The sequence below is a fragment of the Haloterrigena salina JCM 13891 genome (genome assembly GCF_000337495.1).
Lineage (GTDB): Archaea > Halobacteriota > Halobacteria > Halobacteriales > Natrialbaceae > Haloterrigena > Haloterrigena salina.
Map to the genome: position 1 here is coordinate 1 of NZ_AOIS01000017.1, position 18,761 is coordinate 18,761.

At 67.6% G+C, this 18,761-nt stretch carries 18 protein-coding genes and 2 pseudogenes; 11 read left to right on the plus strand and 9 right to left on the minus strand.

Annotation, left to right across the window (positions count from 1 at the left end; translation table 11 throughout):
* Nucleotides 1-850 (minus strand): alanine--tRNA ligase-related protein (locus C477_RS04350; protein WP_008893228.1); only part of this gene is annotated, 850 nt, incomplete at its 3' end.
* 239 nt (nt 851-1,089) lie between these two features.
* On the opposite strand from C477_RS04350, the gene C477_RS04355 reads away from it, so the two are divergent.
* The 3 genes from C477_RS04355 to C477_RS04365 all read left to right on the plus strand — a co-directional run bounded on the left by C477_RS04355 (nt 1,090) and on the right by C477_RS04365 (nt 3,484).
* A complete protein-coding gene (locus C477_RS04355; protein ID WP_008893229.1) occupies nt 1,090-1,770 on the plus strand; it encodes a hypothetical protein in 681 nt (226 codons plus the stop codon).
* Nucleotides 1,767-2,474 (plus strand): hypothetical protein, encoded by a 708-nt coding sequence (locus C477_RS04360; protein WP_008893230.1) that lies wholly within the window; start codon nt 1,767-1,769, stop codon nt 2,472-2,474. Before C477_RS04355 ends, C477_RS04360 begins: the two co-directional genes overlap by 4 nt.
* Before the next feature lie 185 nt (nt 2,475-2,659).
* On the plus strand, nt 2,660-3,484 hold the full coding sequence (locus tag C477_RS04365; protein ID WP_049914262.1) for a polysaccharide deacetylase family protein: 825 nt from the start codon (nt 2,660-2,662) through the stop codon (nt 3,482-3,484).
* Here the strand turns inward: C477_RS04365 and C477_RS04370 are convergent.
* On the minus strand, nt 3,375-4,586 hold the full coding sequence (locus C477_RS04370) for an RNA-guided endonuclease InsQ/TnpB family protein (protein WP_008893232.1): 1,212 nt from the start codon (nt 4,584-4,586) through the stop codon (nt 3,375-3,377). The genes C477_RS04365 and C477_RS04370 overlap by 110 nt on opposite strands.
* A 136-nt stretch (nt 4,587-4,722) precedes the next feature.
* On the opposite strand from C477_RS04370, the pseudogene C477_RS23395 reads away from it, so the two are divergent.
* Nucleotides 4,723-4,851 (plus strand): annotated as a pseudogene (locus C477_RS23395) (polysaccharide deacetylase family protein); the annotation flags it as partial.
* Here C477_RS23395 and C477_RS04375 read toward each other — a convergent pair.
* Complete coding sequence (locus C477_RS04375; RefSeq protein WP_008893234.1) at nt 4,842-5,828, minus strand: asparaginase; 987 nt, start codon at nt 5,826-5,828, stop codon at nt 4,842-4,844. The pseudogene C477_RS23395 and the gene C477_RS04375 overlap by 10 nt on opposite strands.
* A gap of 209 nt (nt 5,829-6,037) precedes the next feature.
* Here C477_RS04375 and C477_RS04380 point away from each other — a divergent pair, with 209 nt between their 5' ends.
* Nucleotides 6,038-8,206 carry a GAF domain-containing protein gene (locus tag C477_RS04380; RefSeq protein ID WP_049914264.1) on the plus strand — a complete coding sequence of 723 codons (2,169 nt, stop codon included), beginning with the start codon at nt 6,038-6,040 and terminating at the stop codon, nt 8,204-8,206.
* A gap of 84 nt (nt 8,207-8,290) precedes the next feature.
* On the opposite strand, the gene C477_RS04385 is transcribed toward C477_RS04380, so the two are convergent.
* On the minus strand, nt 8,291-9,283 hold the full coding sequence (locus C477_RS04385; RefSeq protein WP_008893236.1) for a replication factor C small subunit: 993 nt from the start codon (nt 9,281-9,283) through the stop codon (nt 8,291-8,293).
* Nucleotides 9,284-9,438: 155 nt separating this feature from the next.
* Here C477_RS04385 and C477_RS04390 point away from each other — a divergent pair, with 155 nt between their 5' ends.
* Together C477_RS04390 and samp2 are read left to right on the plus strand one after the other, a co-directional pair.
* Nucleotides 9,439-10,524, plus strand: a complete 1,086-nt coding sequence (locus C477_RS04390) for a bactofilin family protein (protein ID WP_008893237.1) — start codon at nt 9,439-9,441, stop codon at nt 10,522-10,524.
* A gap of 87 nt (nt 10,525-10,611) precedes the next feature.
* Nucleotides 10,612-10,848, plus strand: a complete 237-nt coding sequence (gene samp2 / locus C477_RS04395; protein WP_008893238.1) for a ubiquitin-like small modifier protein SAMP2 — start codon at nt 10,612-10,614, stop codon at nt 10,846-10,848.
* 280 nt (nt 10,849-11,128) lie between these two features.
* Here the strand turns inward: samp2 and solA are convergent, their stop codons facing one another.
* Complete coding sequence (solA, locus tag C477_RS04400; RefSeq protein WP_008893239.1) at nt 11,129-12,274, minus strand: N-methyl-L-tryptophan oxidase; 1,146 nt, start codon at nt 12,272-12,274, stop codon at nt 11,129-11,131.
* Nucleotides 12,275-12,373: 99 nt separating this feature from the next.
* On the opposite strand from solA, the pseudogene C477_RS24455 reads away from it, so the two are divergent.
* Nucleotides 12,374-12,514 (plus strand): annotated as a pseudogene (locus C477_RS24455) (aromatic ring-hydroxylating oxygenase subunit alpha); the annotation flags it as partial.
* Between the two features lie 20 nt (nt 12,515-12,534).
* On the opposite strand, the gene C477_RS04405 reads toward C477_RS24455, so the two are convergent.
* Nucleotides 12,535-13,173, minus strand: coding sequence for a helix-turn-helix domain-containing protein (locus C477_RS04405; RefSeq protein WP_008893241.1), 639 nt, complete (start codon nt 13,171-13,173; stop codon nt 12,535-12,537).
* Nucleotides 13,174-13,489: 316 nt separating this feature from the next.
* On the opposite strand from C477_RS04405, the gene C477_RS04410 reads away from it, so the two are divergent.
* From C477_RS04410 to C477_RS04420, 3 genes are all read left to right on the plus strand, one after another.
* Entirely contained in the window at nt 13,490-14,026 is a 537-nt protein-coding gene (locus tag C477_RS04410; RefSeq protein ID WP_008893242.1) for a peroxiredoxin family protein, read from the plus strand.
* Nucleotides 14,027-14,029: 3 nt separating this feature from the next.
* Nucleotides 14,030-14,497: a GNAT family N-acetyltransferase gene (locus C477_RS04415; RefSeq protein WP_008893243.1), complete on the plus strand. Its 468-nt coding sequence runs from the start codon at nt 14,030-14,032 to the stop codon at nt 14,495-14,497.
* Nucleotides 14,498-14,574: 77 nt separating this feature from the next.
* Nucleotides 14,575-14,943 carry a hypothetical protein gene (locus tag C477_RS04420; RefSeq protein WP_008893244.1) on the plus strand — a complete coding sequence of 123 codons (369 nt, stop codon included), beginning with the start codon at nt 14,575-14,577 and terminating at the stop codon, nt 14,941-14,943.
* 41 nt (nt 14,944-14,984) lie between these two features.
* Here C477_RS04420 and C477_RS04425 read toward each other — a convergent pair whose 3' ends face one another.
* The 3 genes from C477_RS04425 to C477_RS04435 all read right to left on the minus strand — a co-directional run bounded on the left by C477_RS04425 (nt 14,985) and on the right by C477_RS04435 (nt 18,548).
* The gene (locus C477_RS04425) at nt 14,985-16,331 is read right to left on the minus strand and encodes a tryptophanase (protein WP_008893245.1); all 1,347 of its coding nucleotides are present in this window, start codon (nt 16,329-16,331) and stop codon (nt 14,985-14,987) included.
* 204 nt (nt 16,332-16,535) lie between these two features.
* Nucleotides 16,536-17,213 carry a hypothetical protein gene (locus C477_RS04430; RefSeq protein WP_008893246.1) on the minus strand — a complete coding sequence of 226 codons (678 nt, stop codon included), beginning with the start codon at nt 17,211-17,213 and terminating at the stop codon, nt 16,536-16,538.
* 156 nt (nt 17,214-17,369) lie between these two features.
* Nucleotides 17,370-18,548, minus strand: coding sequence for an aspartate kinase (locus tag C477_RS04435; RefSeq protein WP_008893247.1), 1,179 nt, complete (start codon nt 18,546-18,548; stop codon nt 17,370-17,372).
* Nucleotides 18,549-18,761 lie beyond the last annotated feature (213 nt).

Consider the following 18,761-nt stretch of genomic DNA (forward strand, 5'->3'; position numbering starts at 1 on the left):
GGAAGTCGATCATCTCCGGGTAGATCGCCTCGTAGACCGTCGCGGTGCCCTGGCTCATCCAGGTCCACCGTTCGAGGCCGTAGCCGGTGTCGACGATGTAGGTGTCCATGTAGGAGTACCGGTTCCCGTCCTTGAGCTCGTACTCGCCCTCGGGATCTTGCTCCATGCACATGAAGACCAGCGTGGCGATCTCGAGCCCGCGGTAGATGACCTCGATGGCGGGGCCGGCGTTGCCGCCGCCGACCCAGGGGTCCTCGATGTAGGTGACCTCGCTGATGTCCGCGCCGAGTTCCTGGAGCAGACCGTCGCAGAGTTCGACGGTGCGGTCCTTCCAGTAGACCTCGCCGTGGTAGGCGTACTTGTCCTCGGGGATGTCCTCGCGCGTGTTGAACGCGTGGTGGGCCATCATCTCGAAGGCCATCGTGTGCCGGCCCGTCTTGCCGACGTTGTCGATGTCCTGCATCCGGATGCAGGGCTGGGACACCGTCAGCGGGTTCGCCGGCGGCGGCGTCTCCCCGCTGGTGACCAGCGGCTGGAAGTCGTAGATCGAGGCCTGGGTCAACAGGACGTCGTCGCGCCAGCGGTTTGCGGCGACGGGGTAGGGGTCGATCCGCTCGTGGTCGTTGTCCTCGAAGTACGAGAGGAACACCTCGCGCATCTCCGTCAGGCTGTACTCCTCGTCGAAGCCGGGATTCTCGATGAAGCCGTACTCCGCACACGGTGGCTCGCCACAGGTCTCCCGGTCGTGGTCGCGGGTCCAGAAGTGCGCGCCACAGGACGGACACTCCTTGCGTTCGAATCCTTCCTCCTCGAAGTACTCGAGGCGGTACTCGTCCGCCAGTTCGCTCATTACGTATGTGTTGGCCAGCCAGCGCCTAAAACAGTTCCGCAACGTTCAATCGGGCGAAATCGTCGACCGCAATCGAAGCCGTCACCCTGGCGCCCCCGGTGTTTCGATTCACTGTCGTTTCGTTGAAAAGATATATAGTATTTCGATTGTGTTCACACGTATAGGATCGAAATGGACGAAATCGAACGCTTCGCTCGAGACGACCGCGGGCGCTCGGCCCGACCTTCCGGTAGCGAGTGATGCGATCGAGACGCTCCCTGCTCCGGACCGGCGGCCTGGCCGCGGTCGGGACGCTCGGCGGCCTCGTCGCGTTACCGTCGCCGCCCGAGGCGACGCCGATGGATCAAACGGCCGAAGCCGCCGCGCTGCCGGACGCGGTGGCCGGGTGGACCGACGACCGGATCACCCGCGAGACCGAGACGCCGATCGCGCGCTACCAGTACCGCGCGACCGCCGCCGATCCCGACCGAACCGACCGCGAGACGTTCGTCGCGACGTCGCCGATCAACGTCGTCCTCCTTCCGAACGCCGAGACCGACGCGGCCGGCCTCGAGAGCGTCCTGCAAGTGCTCGAGGCCGAGGGCTGGCTTCGCGACCCCGACGAGTACACGCGCTACGCCTGGGACCGGACCGAGGGTCGGTTCGTCCGCCAGCAGGCGACGGCCGCCGAATCCTACTTCGGCGCCAGCGGCCGCTTTCACGTTCGCTGCTGGTCGTTCGAGGGGACCGTCTCGATGCAGGTCCACGAGGACTCGGCGGCCCGGCCGAAACACGACGTGATCTCCTACGACCGCGGCCGCGAGCCGATCGCCGCGGCCTTCGACGCGGCCGGTTGGGACGTCTCGCCGAGCGCGATCGATCTCGACAACGACCAGAGCGATCACGACGGTCTCGCGACCGTCATCACTGAGGCCCCATGAGCACCGACGACCGAAACCGGAACCGGTTCGCCCTCCGATCGGCAGTCAGCGCCGTTCTCGACCACCCGCTGGCCGTCCTCGAGCGCCGTCGAACGACGGTCGCCGTCGCGTATCTGAGCGCCCTGATCGGGCTGTTCGTCGTCAGCTACGCGGGGGCGAACGTCACGGTCGACGACGTACTGTTGGACACGCTATCGCTCGGGTTCGACCACGTCAGCACCGTCTTGATCGTCGCCGTGACGGTCACGATCACGATCGTTCCGTTCGTCTACGCGATCTGGAACGGCGGGCCGGGACTGGCCTTCGCGATCCCGCTGGTGCCGGTCGCTCTCGGCGACCTCGCGGCGGGCCGGTACGTGCTCGGCATCGATACGGCGGTCGCGCTGACCGCCGGCGCGGCCGCGAGCGCGCTCGCCCTCTACGCGACCGACGTCCGGACCGCGGGCTCGCTTCGCCCCTGGCGGACCGCGGGCGGCCCCGCGGTCCCGCGGCTCCTGGCGGTGACGGTGCTGACGGTCGTCGCCGCCTTCGGAATCGCCCGGTTCGCCGCCGCCGTCCCGCCGCGAAGTCTCGAGCGCTACGCGCTGTTCGCTGCGCTCTGGCTCGTTCCCTTCGGAATTGTCGCCAGCTACTGGGCCGTCGAAGTTCGAACGGCCGTTGCGACGCGGGCCGACCACGCCGACAGCGATCGAGCCGACACGTGACCGGCGTCGAACCGGATCAGCAATTTCGCGGAGCGACCTCGAGTAAGTTGTTCGACGGAGCGGTCTCGAGTGGCGACTCGATGCTGAGCTACCGTAATCGGCGGCGACCGGTCAGCACCGAATACGGTCACGAGTGGCCGTAAAACGGTTCTTTACCGCTGGTTCCTGAGAGCTACGACCGCACTATGGGAACTGTTGATGTCGCGATCGGCGTCGACGCGGACTGCGTGGCCGGTTGGCTCGGCTCGTACGGCGGAGCGGACTCGCCCGCGGACCTCTCGCGGGGGCTGGCCGCCGGCAACGAGGGCATCCCGCGGATGCTCGCGCTCTTCGACGAGCAGGATATCGAGACGTCGTGGTACGTCCCCGGCCACACGATCGACACCTTCCGCGACGAGATCGAGGCGGTCGCGGCCGACGGCCACGAACTGGGCGTCCACGGCTACTCACACGAAAACTCGACCGACCTCTCCCGGGAGCAGGAAGACGAGATCCTCGAGGTCTCGATCGACCTCATCGAGGACGTCACCGGGTCGGAGCCGGTCGGCCACCGCGCCAGCTGGTGGGAGTTCAGCGAGAACACGCCCGAACTCGTCGAGAAGCACGGGTTCCTCTACGACAGTAGCCTCATGGAACGGATGTTCGAACCGGGCTGGATGCGCAAGGGCGACAGCTGGGAGAAGATCCGGTACGAGGAGGATCCCGAAACGTGGATGGAGCCGTATCAGTACGGCGAGGAGACCGATATCGTCGAGATCCCGATCAGCTGGTACCGCGACGACATTCCGCCGATGCTCTTTATCAAGCAGCCGATCTACCACGCCGGCTACAAGGACCCGGAGGTCACCTTCTCCGCCCTAAAGGGCGGAGCTTGTCGGTGGACTCCCGCTCTGGCCGAACCTACTCGGCAGGCGAATACTCGCCGTTCACGTTCAACGTCCCCGACTTCAGGGCGAGGTGACGTGTCGCCCCTCCGTGCGGAGACTTTTGCCCCGCACGGAGCATCTTGAACCCGATGTTCTTCGCTGCATTGTAGTCCGCATTCGCTTCGTAGCCACACTTCTGGCAACAGAACTCCGCTTGCGATGGACGATTCTCCCGCAGCGTCGTTCCACACTGCGAGCACCGCTGGCTCGTGTACGCCGGATCGATTTGCGTCGCTTCGATCCCTTCGGCCTTTGCCTTGTACGCTACGTAGTCGTACAGGCGTCGGAACGCCCATGCGTGGAACTTCTTTGCTCGGGGCAGCCGGTCGCGGATGTCCGTTAGTTCCTCGAACGCGATGGTGTCGCAATCGTGCGCGATGGCTTCTTGGACGAGAGCCTTCGAGAGACGGTGGAGGTAATCTTCGACCCACCGCGTTTCGCGGTCGCCCATCTGGTCGATGGTTCGGTGGGCCGATTCGGTACCCGTCTGTTGCAGATTGCCTCGAATCCGCTCGTACTCCCGGCGTCGGTGGTTCAGGTAGGCACCGTTCCAAAACATCCCGGTCGACGTGACGGCAATTTGTTCGATACCGAGGTCCACGCCGAAGACTGTGCTGTGCTCGGCGTCGCCTTCGTCCGGTATCTCGGACTCCATGTCGGCCTTCGTTCCGATATGGAGGTAAAAGGTGTCCGTCGCGTCGCGGTACTGTAACGTCGCCCCCGTCACTTCGTAGTCGTCATTGCGGAGATACTTCGTGTGCGGATTCTCGCCTTCCGGCGGAAGGACGTAGTCGGCTTCGACGCGCCCGTTGACGGTCGAGAGCGAAACGTAGTCGTCGTGGAACGTGGCGCTTCGCTTGTCGTAGCGAACAGAGGGCGTCGTGAACTGTGGTTGCGATGCCTTCTTGCCGTTCTTCCATCGGGCGATGACGCCCTTGATGGCTTCGGCAGCCTTGTTCCGCGCGGACTGAACGAGGTTCGCTTGGAGCCTCGTCTCGTCGCGCACGTCCGAGTACGTCCGTTCGTGAAGTTTCGTCTTGGAAGTGGGTTTGTAGTCGTCCTTCCACGCATCTCGGACGACGTAGTTGCACGCCCACAGATACTCCTCGACGGTTTCGTGGAGGAGAGTCGTGTCGCTGTCGTCTACGTCGAGTTTGACGACGACTGTACGACGGACCTCCGCCATACTTCATATGTAGTACACTGCATTTATAACGATATCGTTCCTGTAGGGGAGTCGGCCGGCTGTCGTTGCCAGGTGTGGAACAGAGCGTACGCGATTCCTCCCCGCCGCAAGGGCGGGGTTTCCTCGCTGACTAAAGATGATCCCGCTGCTCGAGGAGTTCATCCAGTACGTCAAGGGCCACGAGAACGCGCGGTTCACCACTCTCGAGACGATCGCCGAGACGTACAAGGATGATCCATCGGGGTACGAGAGCGACTACGTCTGAGAGTCAGCGGGCGAAACGCCCTCACGAATCGCGTCTTCGTCATCGAACGCCTCGAGCGCGAGCGTCAACCGAAGCCTGGCCTGCTGGGCGGTGCGGTCGCCGGCGAAGACGGCGCCGTACTCGCGGAGCCGTTCTCCGCCGCCGTCGCCGCCGTAGACCGGCGCGACCCGCCCCTCGAGACAGCGAGACGTGACGACGACGGGGACGCCCGCGTCGATCGCGTCGCGGGCGGCGTCGGCGAGTCCCGCCGTGGCGTTCCCGAGGCCGGTCCCCTCGAGGACGAGACCGTCGGCGCCCCGCTCGAGGGCGGCGGCGAGCAAGTCGCCGGTGACCGCGCTTCCGCTCTTGATCGTGTAGACGGTCGCCTCGAGCGACGTCGCGTCGATCGGGCGCGTCTCGCTGCGCGGCGGGCGGTGGATCGCGACGCCGTTCCGGTCGACGGTCGCGACCGGTCCCGAGTTCCGCGAGCGAAAGGCCTCGAGGGCGGACGTGTGGGCCTTCGTCACCGATCGGGCGCTGTGGACCGTCTCGTCGAACGCGACGAACGTCCCGCCGGCGTCGCGGTCGGCAAACGCCTCGGCGGCGCGGACCGCCGTCAGCAGGTTGCTCGGCCCGTCCGAACTCACCTCGTCCGGGCGGCGCTGGGCGCCCGTCAGGAACACCGGCGTCTCGGGCCGGACGGTGACGTCGAGGTAGTACGCCGTCTCCTCCATCGTGTCCGTGCCGTGGGTGACGACGACGGCGTCGACCGCCGGATCGGCCTCGAGTTCGCGGACCCGCTCGCCGACCGTCTCCAGCGTCTCGGCATCCATCTCGAAGCTCGGCACCTGCGCGACCTCCTCGACCGAGAGGGACGCGTGCGACTCGAGTTCCGGGACGGCCTCGAGGAGTTCCGCGCCCGTTCGCGTCGGCCGCGCTCCGCCGTCCGCGTCGGTGCTTGCGATCGTCCCGCCCGTGCTGAGAAGCGTCACGTCCATGGAATCACGTTCCACGGTGACGGCCGAAAAGGTAGTCCCGACCGGGGTCGCTCGCGCGGTCTCGAGTCGGTCGTCGCCGAACGGCGAGCGGGTCGAACGCGAGTCGCTCGTGACAGGCAGGGAACGAATTCGGCCGCCTCAGCGTTCGATACGTCCGGTGGATTAGTATAGGGGGAGTCGGTCACTGCAAACGATACGGTACCAACGTCATGGCACCTTCGCCGCAATCACGACTGCGTACGGTGGTCTATCTCGCCGAATCCGACGCCGCGGCCCGCGACGGCGCGGCCGCCCTCGAGCGCGTCGACTCGGGTCCGGAGCGCACGGTCCACCCGCTGACGACGGCCGTCGTCGATAGCCTGGCCGACTGGGCGTCCGCGGTCGACTGCGTCGTCTTCGCGGAGACGCCGACGACCGCGGCGGGAGCCACGCTGCTCGAGGCCGCCGAGGCCTGCGGGTCGACGCCGCTGGTGCTCTTCACTCGGTCCGCGTACGCGCCGGCGGCCGCGCGGTCGACCGACGGGATCGACGGCTACGTCCGCCGGGATACCGACGGCGCCGTCGCCCACCTCGCGGACGAGATCGAGTGGGTCTGCGCCGGCGACCGCGCGGGCGCGGCGACGGCGCTGCCCGCCGCCGACGCGGACTCGAGTTCGAGTTCGGACGCGGTGGAAACGGACGATACCGATACCGCCGGGACGACCGAGACCGACGCCGCCGAGCGCCGGCCGGTCGCCGATCTCCTCGCGGCACTCCCCGGCGTCGTCGCCTGCGAGGAACGAGACCAACTCTTCGAGCGGCTGGTCGAGGCCGCCGCCGACGCCGTCGGGACCGAGTGCGGCTGGCTGTCGACGGTCCACTTCGGCGAGTTGACGCCACGGGCGACCACCGACGCGGTCGCGACCGCCGACCTCGAGCCGATCCCCCGAGACGGGCCCTTCGACGAGGCGCTGCGGACCGGCGAACCGATTCGGATCGACGATCTCGCGGCCGACGGACGTCCGGAGCCGCCCCTCAAGAAGACGGAATCGCTGTGCTGTGCGCCGGTCGGCGACGTCGGCCTCCTCATGCTCTCCGCCGCGGAACCGGCGGCGTTCGACGACCGCGACCGGGAACTGCTCGCGGCGTGGGCTCGAGTCGGTGCCGCCGTCCTCGAGCGGATCGAGACCGAAACGGGGCTTCGAAACGATCGCGATCGGCTTCGCGAGGAACTGGACCGAGCCACGGAGACTCGAGACGAACTCGAAGCGGAGCGCGACGATCTGGCGGCCGAACGCGATCGGCTCGCCGCGGAGCGCGACCGCGTCCGGGCGCTGTTCGCGACCGTCCCGGATCCGGCGGTCCACTACGAGATCGACGGCGGCCGGCCGGTCGTCCGGGACGTCAACAACGCCTTTTCCGACGTCTTCGGCACCGAGCCGGCAGCGATCGTCGACGAGCCGCTGGACGCGGACCCCCTCCCGCCGGGACTCGAGCGCCGACAGGCGACGCTGGCCGAGGCGCTCCGGGCCGGTCGACGTCGGCAGCTGGTCAGCCGGCGCGAGACCGTCGACGGCGTCCGCGAGTTCCGGCTGACGGTGGTTCCCCTCGAGACGGCCGGTTCGGACGGCACCGAACGGGACGGGACGACGGCGGACGACCCCGAAGGGCTGATCGTCTACAGCGACGTCACCGACGCGAACCGGACGGAACGGGAACTGGCGGCCGCCGAGGCTCGCCTCGAGACGGTCGCCGAGACCCTCGCGGAGGACGTTCGAACGCCGCTGAACGTCGCCCGCGGCTATCTCGAACTCGCCGAGGAGACGACCGATCCGGAGCACTTCGCGGAGGTCGAGACGGCCCAGGAACGGCTGCGCGAGCGCATCGAGGAACTGCTCGCGATCGCCCGCCGGGACGAGGCGGCTGTCGAGACCGAACCCGTCGCCGTCACCGACGTCGCCCGTCGCGCGTGGGTCGCCGTCGACACCGACGACGCGCGGCTCGTGACCCGCGAGGACCGCGTCCTCGAGGCCGACAAGGCCCAGTTGCGGGAGCTGTTCGAGCACCTGCTGCAGGCGGCAGTCGAGAGCGTCGACGCTGACAGGAACGGAAGCGACGACGCCGCGGCCGGCGACGCGCCGATCGTCACTGTCGGGGCGACCGACGACGGGTTCGCCGTGACCGGCCATCCAGCGGGGACCGACGTGACGCCCGATGGACGGGAGACGACCACCGTTCCGGGTCGGCTGGCCGCCGCCGACGGCACCGGGTTCGGACTCGGGCCGATCGAACGGGTCGCCGACGCCCACGGCTGGGACGTCGGCGTCGCCACCGACGAGGAGACCGGAGCGACGTTCGCCTTCCGCGGGATCGGCCCGGCCGACGTGAGCGGCGACTGAGACGGGCATCCTCGTCGCCGTGAAAACGTACTTCGGACGGCGTGTTACAACCTCGGGTCGAAACGAAGGGCGAAGGCGGACCGGTCAGGCGTCGTCCTCGAGGGCCAGTGACGCCAGCATGGCCTCGAGTTGCAGCCGTTCGTTCGCGCCCTCGGTGATCCGGTAGTCGACCTCGCCGAGTCGCTCGAGCAGGCGGACGGTCGCCAGTTCGGGGATGTCGAACTCCCAGGCGGAGCGGTGCAGTTGGTCGATGACGTCGCCGCCGGCAAGGCCGCGCTCGGTCAGCAGGTCCTCCAGGGCGGCGCGAGCGGCGGTGAAGTCGCCGTCGATGGCGTGTTCGACCATCTCCTCGACCTCCTCGGGGCGCGCGGTGGCGGTGATGGCGAAGACGGTCTCCTCGTCGACGGTCTCGCCCATCACGGCCGCGGCCTGGAGGCCGTTGATCGCCTTCCGCATGTCGCCGTCGGCCGCGTAGACCAGGGCGTCGACGCCGTCGTCGGTGACCTCGATCCCCTCGTTTTCGGCGATTTCGCGGACCTGGGCCTCGATGGCGTCCTCGGTGAGTTCGGTAAAGCGGAAGACCGCACACCGGGACTGGATGGGGTCGATGATCTGACTCGAGTAGTTACACGAGAGGATGAAGCGCGTGTTGTTGGAGAACTGCTCCATCGTTCGGCGCAGCGCCGACTGGGCGTCGGAGGTCAGCGCGTCGGCCTCGTCCAAGAAGATGATGCGGTGGTCGTAGCCGCCGAACGACGAGCGCGCGAAGTCCTTGATCCGGTCGCGGACGACGTCGATCCCGCGCTGGTCGGAGGCGTTGAGTTCGAGGAAGTTCTCGCGCCAGTCGTCGTCGTAGACCTCGCGGGCGATCGCCTGCGCGGCCGTGGTCTTCCCCGTCCCGGCCGGTCCAGCGAACATGAGGTGGGGGAGGTCGTCCCGCTCGACGTACCGCTGCAGTCGCGGAACGATGTTCTCGTGGCCCTTGATCTCGTCGAGCCGTTCCGGCCGGTACTTCTCGATCCAGACTTCGGTCCTGCCGGGTGTCGGCTCCGCCGCCTCGGCGTCGGCCTCGCTCATACCGCTCGCAAGGTGCGGCCGGAAGGTGAATCTTGCCTTGTCCGCGTCGGCCCGGTGGGTCCCCAGCCGCCGGCAGCGAATCACGACGGGAAGACAGTCCGACGCACTGACCGTTGCGTAGGGTATTTTTCTCGAGACTCGTCGTACGATCCTGTATGTCCAGTAACAATAACTCGCGGACGCTTCTCGTCATCGCCCTCGTAGCCGTCGTCGTCGCCGGTACTGTCCCGGCTACCGTCGCCGGACAGGCGGAACGGACGGGCGGCACGGTCGTCGTCGAGGAGGGCGAGACGGTCGACAGCCTCGAGGCGTTCGGGGGGACGGTCATCGTCGAGGGCACCGTGACGGGCGACGTCAGCGCCGTCGCCGGCGATGTGCGAATCGATGGCGACGTCGAGGGCGATCTCGAGGCCGTCGGCGGCAGCGTCACGATCGCCGGGACCGTCCAGGGCGACGTCGAGGCCGCCGCCGGGAGCGTGACGATCACCGAGGACGGGGTCGTCGGCGGAACGACCTCGATCGGCGCCGGAACCGTCGTCGTCGACGGGACGCTCGAGGGAGACGCGGAGATCGGCGCCGAGACGATCCAGTTGGGTGAGAGCGCGTCGATCGCGGGCGATCTGCGCTACGGCGGTACCCTCGAGGGGAACACCGACGCGGTCACCGGTACCACCGAGCAGGACTCGTCGGTCGGCGTCGACGTCGCGCCGACGATCCAGCCGATCGCCTCGTGGCTGTTCGCGGCCTACGCGCTGGCGCTGAACCTCGTGCTCGGGGCGGCGTTGCTCGCCCTGTTCCCCCGGTTCTCGGACGGGGTCGCGAGTCGGGCCGCGAGCACGCCCGGACGGTCCGGACTGGTCGGACTCGGGGTCCTCGTCGGCGTTCCGGTCCTGCTCGTCGCGGTGGCGCTGACGGTGATCGGGATCCCGTTCTCGATCGTCGGCGCGTTCCTGTTCGCTCTCGTCGTCTGGCTCGGGCTCGTCTACGGCCGCTTCGCCGTCGGGGCGTGGCTGCTCTCGCTCGTCGGCGTCGGAAACCACTGGCTCGCGCTGGTGGTCGGGCTGGTCATCGGCGCGGCGTTAGGGCTGGTGCCGTACGTCGGCGACCTGCTGAACCTGCTCGTGCTCCTGCTCGGCGTCGGCGCGCTCGCCGTCGGCGTGGTCAGTCACTGGCGGACCGCCCGGAAACGCGACCGGGAGCCGCGCCGCGGAGTCGGACCCGACGGCCCGACGACCGACTGACGCCGTCGGGAACCGCCCGGTCGACGGCGCGGCGACGGGCCTCCCCGAGAGCGACGCGCTCAAGTCCGCGCTCGCGTAACGGCGACCATGCGCGTCACCGTCGACGTCAAGGGCGAAGAGACCCGCGAGATCGACCTCGAGTCGGTCTCGGTGTCGGGAGCGACCGCGGACGGCGAGCCGACCCCGACCTATCAGGACCTCCTCCGCGAGGTCGATCTCAGCCCCCACGAGGTGAGCGTCCTCGTCGACGGTCGCCCGGTTCCCGAGGACCAGCCCGTCGAGAGCGATCACGTGACGGTGTTGCGGCTGATCAAGGGCGGCTAACGCCGGCCGCGGGTCCGCAGGTCGGGGCGACGCTCGAGCGGGCGTTCGACTCGGTCGACAAGTTCTACGAGTTCTGTTCGAACGGGATCGACGCGCGGTGTTTCCGCGGCCGAACGGAACGCGCGTTTCTGAGACCGAACGAATCGCGACCGTTCGGGAGAACGCGAACGACGAGCGCAATCGGCGACGGCTGCGGCTCGAGCGAGAAATCGGTCGACGGCGACCGGTCTCGAGCGTTCCGGCGCCGCCGGTGTCGAATCGAGGGACGGTTGCGGGCGGCTCAGACGTCGAATCGATCGAACCGGAACATGTCGACCGGGTGGTCGGTATCGCCGTCGATCGCGAGGTCGGCGAGGATCTCGCCGATGACGCTGGCGAACTTGAAGCCGTGACCCGAGAAGCCCGCGCCGACGGCCACCTGCGGGTGCTCGGGGAGCGTATCGAGGATGAAGTGCTCGTCGGGCGAGTTGGTGAACATGCAGGTCGCGAGCCGCATCGTCGGCCCGGCGGCGTCAGCGAAGTAGTTCTCGGTGACCTCGCGGAGGAGTCGCTCGTCCTCGCGGTTCGGCTCCCTCTCGTAGTCGTCGGGATCGACCTGCTTGTCGCGGTGGTGGTACTTGCCGATCTTGAACCCCGGTACGTCGTAGATCGGCAGCCCGTAGAAGCGGCCTTCCGGGACCTTGAGGTTCCAGACCGGGAAGGTCTCGGGTTCGAACGTCGACGGCCGATCGGGCTGGAACCAGCCGAGTACCTGTCGCTCGGGGACCGCGAGACCCTCGAGCACGTCGGCGAACTTGTAGTTCCACGCCCCCGCGGCGAGCACCATGTTCTCGGCTTCGTAGGTCCCGCGATCGGTTTCGACGCGAACGCCCTCGTCCGACGTCGGCTCCCACTCGAGGACGCGCTCGCGGGCGCGCACCTCGGCGCCCGCCGCCTGGGCCGTCTCGACGTAGCCGACGATCGCCTGTTCGGGAACTACGAACCCGCCGTCGGGCTGATACAAGGCCTTGTACCCCTCGGGGAGGTCGTAGCCGGGGAACCGCTCGGCGACCTCCGCGCTCGTGAGGACCTCGTGGGGAATGTCGTGTTCCTCGCAGGAGCGCAGCGACCCCTCGAAGACGACATTGTCCGGGGGAGCGGCGTCGATCGATCCCGTCCGGTGGATCACGTCGCGGCCGGTCTCGTCCGCGAGGTCGTCCCAGAGCTCGTAAGCCCGTTCGACGAGCGGAATGTAAGAGGGGTGCTCGTAGTAGGCGCGCCGGATGATCCGGGTGATCCCGTGGGAAGAGCCCATCGTATTGGGCACGTCGTAGCGCTCGAGACCGAGCACGTCGCAGCCGCGGTCGGCGAGGTGAGCGGCCGTCGCGCTGCCCATTCCGCCGACGCCGATCACGATGACGTCGTATCGGGTTCCTGTTGCGACCATACCATCGGTCGGTTCGTCGGGCACCCACTTGGTTGTTAGTTAATGCCTGACACGCCTTTTTGGAGAATCGGGGCCGGCTCGGAGGCCACCGGCGGTCGCCGGCACGAGGAAGACATCGACGACGAGATGCGCATCCGCGACGAACGCGAGGCGAAGTTCTACTACTGCTGGCCGAAGGTCACGGTCAACGTGTACGGGACCGCCGACGGCTACGGCGCCTACACCATCGTCGACCCGATCGGCGTCGTCGCCCTCGCGAGTCACTCCTCGCGGAGCGTCGACGCCACGAGTTGCCCGGTCCCGCGGCGGATGCGCCCGCTGGCGGCCGTCGACGAGATGCCGAGCTGTTCGGCGAGTTCCTCGAGCGAGATTTCGCGGGGCTCCTCGAAGTAGCCTTCCTCGTGAGCGCTGACCAGCGCGGCGCGTTGTTCGTCGGTTACCTCCGGGAACGTCTCGCCGGTCCACTCGTCGCGCCGAAACATCCGGCGCAGTTCGAACGAGATGTCCCGCGTCTCACAGCAGTCCCAGAGGTCGGCGAGCGCTTTCCGGTCGGGAAGCTGAACGCGGGTCGTCCAGCCACGTCCGGTGGTCTCCGCGTTCAACAGCAGCCCGCCGAGTTCGGTCGTCAACGGCGAGATGAGGACGGTCTCCTCGGGGTGCTGGAGCCGATAGATTCGCGCCGAACCGAGGTCGTCCGCGAGCATCCAGTCCGTCACCGTGTGGTCTTGCTCGAGGACGTCCTCGAACGCCTCGTCGGCACCCTCGACGAGGTAGAAGAACAGTCCGGTCTTCGGGTCCGTCGTGGAGTGGGGGACGACCTCGATGGACGCGTCCGGACGGTCCCGGATCGTCGGCGTCAACGCGAGATCCGGATGCGCGATATCGAGAATTGCGATCATGCTCACGGTTCGTCACGGCAGCGACTGTTGTGCGGTGTCTTCGTTCCGAAACAACCACCTTCATGATCTATTTTCACCCGATTTCTTGAGCTAAACTCGAATATAGTTCTCATTTAGTCATGTATTCTGATTATAGATACTTAATCGTTACCTCGTGTTCGAAAGAAGTGTGTAACCTGGAATCTGTTCATCGCGAGTCCGTACTCGTGCGCTCCGGTCGGGGGACGGTTCGATCGTGTTCGGACGGCGGCGCCGGCGGTGTCCGCCTGACTGCTGAAAGCCGAGTGACTTTCCCGGCTGCCGCGGTACGCCACGTATGACCGAATCGTCCCCCGAGCTGACCTTCCCGAACGTCGGTCCCGGCCCGGATCCGCTCTCGCTGACCGACCTGACGGAGCCGGTCGCACCGGCCGATCCGACGACGACAGACGAGGCCGAACCGGCCCACGACGCGGTCCTCCTGTTGCTTCACCGCGACCACCACGCCGGGCAGTGTCGCCGGCAGGTCCGAGCCGTCGCCGACCGCTACGACGAGTTCCGCGACCGGGGCTGTCAGGTGGTCTCGGTCGTTCCCGAACCCCGCGATCGAGTTCAAGAGTGGCAGGAACGGTACGACCTGCCCTTCCCGCTCTGTGCGGATCCGGAGGCGACCGCGGGCGAGGCCTTCGACCAGCCCGTCCGCCTCGGGCCGGTCGGTCGCCACTTCGATCTCGTCGGCCGGATGCCCGCCGCCGTCGTCCTCGATATCCGCGACCCCGCCGCCCTCGAGGTCGTCGCGACCTACCGCGGCCGGAGCAACATGGATCGACCCGAAATCGACGAGTTGTTGGCCACCGTCGACCGACGGACCTGACGAATGGACGACCCCCACGAGACGAGAGCGGACGGCTCCGACGAGACGGTCGGGTACGTCCGCACCGCGACCGACGACGACGTCCTCGAGGTCCGACGCATCCTTGACGCGGCCATGCTCGAGCCCGGTGACGTCGAGACTCGGATCGCGGAGGGGAACGTCTTGGTCGCCGGCGACGAGCGCGGCGGGACGACCGGCTCGAACCGCGAACGGGTGCTCGGCACGGTCGTGCTCGAGCCCCACGACGGGCCGGGGGCGCACGTCTCGGCGATCGGCGTCCGACGTCGCCACCGCGGGCGCGGCATCGGCACGACGCTGATCGACCGCGCCGTAGAGCGGGAGGGACGGCTGACGGCGCGGTTCGACGACGGCGTCCGCCCGTTCTACGAGCGGCTGGGCTTTTCGATCGAGCCGATCGACGAGCAGCGACACCGCGGCGTCAAAGTCGGTCGCGGGCTCGAGTTCGACTGAAACGCGTCGCCCGCCGGCGGGCGACCCGTCGCCTGCCAGCGGAACTTTATCCGAGAGAACGTGGTAGCCACCGCCGCATGGCACTCAAAGGGTTACTCAGCGGCAAGCCGTCGCGAAACGCCAAGCTCTACATCGGGATCGGTCTCATCTCGCTGGTCAAAGCGGTCGCGGTCCGCAACGACCGAAACCGGTTCCGCCGGGAACTGACCGACGCCGCCATGTTCATCGGCGTCGGTCTCGCGTTGCGGCAGTATAGCTCTCTCAAAGCGGAGAAACGACGGGAAATCGAATCGCAGGTCCCCGACTGGGCGATCGATCTCGCGACCTCCGAACAGGCCCAGCGGGGCGTCCGCAGCCTCGCGAAGCAGCGACTGGGACGCCAGTCCGAACCGCAAGCGGAGCCGAGCCTGAAGGATCGGGCCCAGCGCGCGCTCTCGGGTCGCTGATCGCGCGGTTCAGCGGACGTCTCGAGCGATCGCTCGTGTTCTCAGTCGGAGAGCGGCTCGAGGTCAGCCGTGAAGTGACGTAACTCGCGATTTTCGGGTTCGGACGTGATCTCGAGCCCGGCGACCGACTCGCGCTTCTCGATGACCGTCGCGGCGGTCTCCGCGACGTGTTCGAAGTGTTCGGTGTGATAGGTGCGACGGGGCACCGCGAGGCGGACCAGTTCCGGCCGGTCCGTATCGGGGAACGCGAAACTCCCGAGTTCGACCCCGCGGACGCCGCCTTCTCGGTACAGTTCGCAGACCAGCGCCTGGCCCGGGAACTCGTCGGAATCGAGGTGGGGCAGCGCCGCGCCCGCGTCGAGGTAGACGGCGTGGCCCCCCGGCGGCGTGTAGATCGGTACGCCGGCGTCCTCGAGCAGGTCCGCGAACGCGCGGACGCCGTCGATGCGGTCGGCGACATAGGCCTCCTCGACGGCCTCGCGGAGGCCGACGGCCAGCGCGGCCACGTCCCGTCCGGACATCCCGCCGTACGTGGGAAAGCCCTCGTAGAGGATCGCGCGCTGCTTGCACCGCTCGAACAGCGCCTCGTCGTCGGTCGCGACGAAGCCGCCGGCGTTGGCCATCCCATCCTTTTTGCCGCTCATGACGATCGCATCGGCGTAGCCGAGTTGCTCGCGAGCGATCTCGTCGATGGCGGCCCCGTCGAACTCGTCCTCGCGGCGCCGGACGAAACCGGCGTTCTCGGCGAACCGGCAGGCGTCGATGACGAACGTCGCGTCGATCTCGTCGGCGAAGTCCCGAACCCGTCGCGTGTTCTCGACGGAAACCGGCTGGCCCGCTGTCGAGTTGTTCGTGATCGTCGAGATCACCAGCGGCACGCGCTCGGCGCCAACCTCGTCGACGACTGACCGAGCGCGCTCGAGCGAGAAGTTCCCCTTAAACGGCTCGTCGGTTGCGAGGTCGTGGGCCCCCTCGACGGGGCAGTCGACCGGATCGGCCCCCTGATTCGCGACGTGGGCCCGCGTCGTGTCGAAGTGGGTGTTGTTGAGCGCGACGTCGCCCTCCGAGAGCAGCGTTCCGTAGAGGACGTTCTCCGCGCCCCGGCCCTGATGGGTCGGGACGACGCGCGAGAAGCCCATCACGTCCCGGACGGCCGACTCGAGGTCGTCGAAGCTGCGCGAGCCGGCGTAGGACTCGTCGCCGCGCATGACGGCCGCCCACTGGGCGTCGCTCATCGCGCCGGTGCCGCTGTCGGTCAGGAGATCGACGAAGACGTCCTCGGCATCGAGATTGAAGACGTTGTACCCCGCTTCGGCCAGCGCTCGTTCGCGCCGGTCTCGAGAGGGGAGGTGGATCCGTTCTGCGACTTTCGTCTTGTACGCGACCATACCTCCACAACGCCGTCGCGCGTGTTCAGTCTAGCTGAGAGTTCGTGTTCATCGATGAGTCGAACCGTTCGTTCCGGACCGAATCGGCGCATCGACGGGCGGACGTCGCGGCGTCCCGTCGCGACCGACTCCGACTTGCCCGCGACTGACCGCAACTCGCCCGCGATCGACCGACGCCGGCGTCTCCGACGGGGGCCGCCGGGATCAGCACTCGTCTGCGCCGGCACAGCCGAAGACGTCGCTCTCGACTCGCGTCGTCGTCGGCTCGGGGCCGACGAGTTCCATCCCGTCCGTCGCCCGGGAGACGGTGAGCGTCCGGTCGAGACCCGAGTCGTCGCGTCGAGCGTCCGTCACCGGTCCGCCGTCGGCCGCGTTCCCGTCAGTCGATTCGTCGGCATCGGTCGGCGCTTCGGCCTCGGGTATCAGTTCGGACTCGAGCGGCGCTTCGGTCTCGTCGTCAGCGGCCGTCTCGTCGGACCCGAACACGCGCTCGGCGACGGCGCTGAGTTCGGCGGCTGTCGACTCGACGAGCCCCTCGTCCTCGCGACTGGTAACCGATGGATTACCGACGAATGCCGCCTCGAACTCCTCGAATTCGGGCGGCGATTCCTCGCCGGGCGATTCGCTCGGCGCGTCGGTTACGTCGTCATCGTTGTCCCGTTCCTCGAGCGCTCGAGTCTCGGCGGCCCGGTCCTCGAGGTCGGCGAACAGTTCGGCGGCCGTGGTATCGTCGACATCGATCGCGTCGTCCGGAATCGTATCGTGTGCGCCGTCGTCGGCGACGAGTTCCTCGGGCGAGTCCACGCCGAACTCGGCCAGCACCGCGTCGGGATCGGGATCGATGTCGTCGAACGCCTCCGCGTCCGTCTGCTCCGTGCTCATGGCAGTGACTCCCGTACCGTCCCCCTTCGTTACGACCCCGTTACCGAGATTTCGAGCGGCTAATCAACGACTAAAATACTGTCTCGCTCGAGAGAACGTCGCCGCAAAATCGACCGACGGAATCGGTTTGGTCCCGACTCGAGGCGCTCGGACCGCCTAGAAGAGGTTCTGGGTCAGCTCGAGCGTTTCCTCGCGGTCGTCCCAGTCGACGAACAGGGCGACGCTGGTCGCGCTGGTGATGATGTCGTTGAGGTGGATCCGCGCTTCGGAGAGGGGGTTGACGATCTCGCTGATGATTCCCGGCTGATTAGGGAGTTCGCCGCCGGTGACGCGGACGACCGCGACCGGCGAGTCGACGGTGACGGAGGAAAGTTCGTCGCGGGCGATGACCTCGCGGTGGAGGATGTTCTCGGCGCGTTCGGCCTCCTCCTCGTCGATGTAGAAGGTGACGGTGTCCATCCCGCTGGCGACGGCGTCGACGTTGATGTCGCTCTCGGCCAGCGCCTCGGAGAGGTGGTTGAAGATGCCCGGTTCGTTCCGGATCGCGCGGCCGGCGACGGTCAGACAGGCAAGCGGTCGCTCGCGCAGGTCGACGAGGTTCTTGAACTCGCCCTCGATGCTCGTCCCGCCGGAGAGCAGGTCGCCGTGCTGGTAGTGGACGACGCGGACGTCGAGTTCGCCGTCCTTGTAGGAGAGCGCAGAGGGGGCGACGACTTCGGCCCCGCGGAACGAGAGGTTCCGCAGTTCGTCGACCGAGATCTCGCCGACGTTCCGAGCCCCTTCGACGACGTGGGGGTCGCCGGTCATGACGCCCTCGACGTCGGTGACGATGACGACCTCGTCGGCGTCCATGTACTTGCCCATCATAACCGCCGTGGTGTCGCTACCCCCGCGGCCGAGCGTCGTGATCGAGCCGTCGGGCCCCTCGGCGAGGAAGCCGGTGATAACCGGGACCGTCGCGTCCATCTCGTCGGCGACCTCGAGGGCGCGCTGTTTCGTCTCCTCGACGTTGACCTCGCCGTACTCGTCGGTGACGACCGGCCAGTCGTCGCTGCCGGGCTCCAGGAAGGTCGCGTCGATACCACGGGCGGAGAGCGCGGCCTTGAGCATCCGCACCGAGGTTCGCTCGCCCATGCTGACGATCTGAGCGCGGTCCTCCTCGTCGGTCTCGAACGTGATCTCGTCGAGCAGGTCGTCGGTGGTCGACCCCATCGCGCTGGCGACGACGGCGATCTCGTGGCCGTCCTCGACGGCGGCGGCGACCGAATCGGCGGCGCGATTGATCCGATCCCCGCTGCCGAGGCTCGTTCCGCCGAACTTGGCGACTACGCGCATGCTGACACCTCGTCCGCGGCTCGCGTGACGATAACTTCGCTCATATGGCACACCGTTACCAGAGCGGGCAGATAACTGTGTCCCATCGCCCGCGTTTTTACCGCAGGCGATCGAACGTCCATATGTCAGCGCCGACGAGAGTCCCCGACGGCGGCCGGTCGCAGCGGGTCGCCGCCCCGCCGTCGCAGCCGGGATTTATATTTGTGGGTGGCA

Excerpts from the sequence above, each read along its gene's own strand:
- C477_RS04355 (WP_008893229.1), top strand. The coding sequence starts at position 1,090 with ATGCGATCGAGACGCTCCCTGCTCCGGACCGGCGGCCTGGCCGCGGTC.
- C477_RS04360 (WP_008893230.1), top strand. The coding sequence starts at position 1,767 with ATGAGCACCGACGACCGAAACCGGAACCGGTTCGCCCTCCGATCGGCA.
- C477_RS04365 (WP_049914262.1), top strand. The coding sequence starts at position 2,660 with ATGGGAACTGTTGATGTCGCGATCGGCGTCGACGCGGACTGCGTGGCC.
- C477_RS04370 (WP_008893232.1), bottom strand. The coding sequence starts at position 4,586 with ATGGCGGAGGTCCGTCGTACAGTCGTCGTCAAACTCGACGTAGACGAC.
- C477_RS04375 (WP_008893234.1), bottom strand. The coding sequence starts at position 5,828 with ATGGACGTGACGCTTCTCAGCACGGGCGGGACGATCGCAAGCACCGAC.
- C477_RS04380 (WP_049914264.1), top strand. The coding sequence starts at position 6,038 with ATGGCACCTTCGCCGCAATCACGACTGCGTACGGTGGTCTATCTCGCC.
- C477_RS04385 (WP_008893236.1), bottom strand. The coding sequence starts at position 9,283 with ATGAGCGAGGCCGACGCCGAGGCGGCGGAGCCGACACCCGGCAGGACC.
- C477_RS04390 (WP_008893237.1), top strand. The coding sequence starts at position 9,439 with ATGTCCAGTAACAATAACTCGCGGACGCTTCTCGTCATCGCCCTCGTA.
- samp2 (WP_008893238.1), top strand. The coding sequence starts at position 10,612 with ATGCGCGTCACCGTCGACGTCAAGGGCGAAGAGACCCGCGAGATCGAC.
- solA (WP_008893239.1), bottom strand. The coding sequence starts at position 12,274 with ATGGTCGCAACAGGAACCCGATACGACGTCATCGTGATCGGCGTCGGC.
- C477_RS04405 (WP_008893241.1), bottom strand. The coding sequence starts at position 13,173 with ATGATCGCAATTCTCGATATCGCGCATCCGGATCTCGCGTTGACGCCG.
- C477_RS04410 (WP_008893242.1), top strand. The coding sequence starts at position 13,490 with ATGACCGAATCGTCCCCCGAGCTGACCTTCCCGAACGTCGGTCCCGGC.
- C477_RS04415 (WP_008893243.1), top strand. The coding sequence starts at position 14,030 with ATGGACGACCCCCACGAGACGAGAGCGGACGGCTCCGACGAGACGGTC.
- C477_RS04420 (WP_008893244.1), top strand. The coding sequence starts at position 14,575 with ATGGCACTCAAAGGGTTACTCAGCGGCAAGCCGTCGCGAAACGCCAAG.
- C477_RS04425 (WP_008893245.1), bottom strand. The coding sequence starts at position 16,331 with ATGGTCGCGTACAAGACGAAAGTCGCAGAACGGATCCACCTCCCCTCT.
- C477_RS04430 (WP_008893246.1), bottom strand. The coding sequence starts at position 17,213 with ATGAGCACGGAGCAGACGGACGCGGAGGCGTTCGACGACATCGATCCC.
- C477_RS04435 (WP_008893247.1), bottom strand. The coding sequence starts at position 18,548 with ATGCGCGTAGTCGCCAAGTTCGGCGGAACGAGCCTCGGCAGCGGGGAT.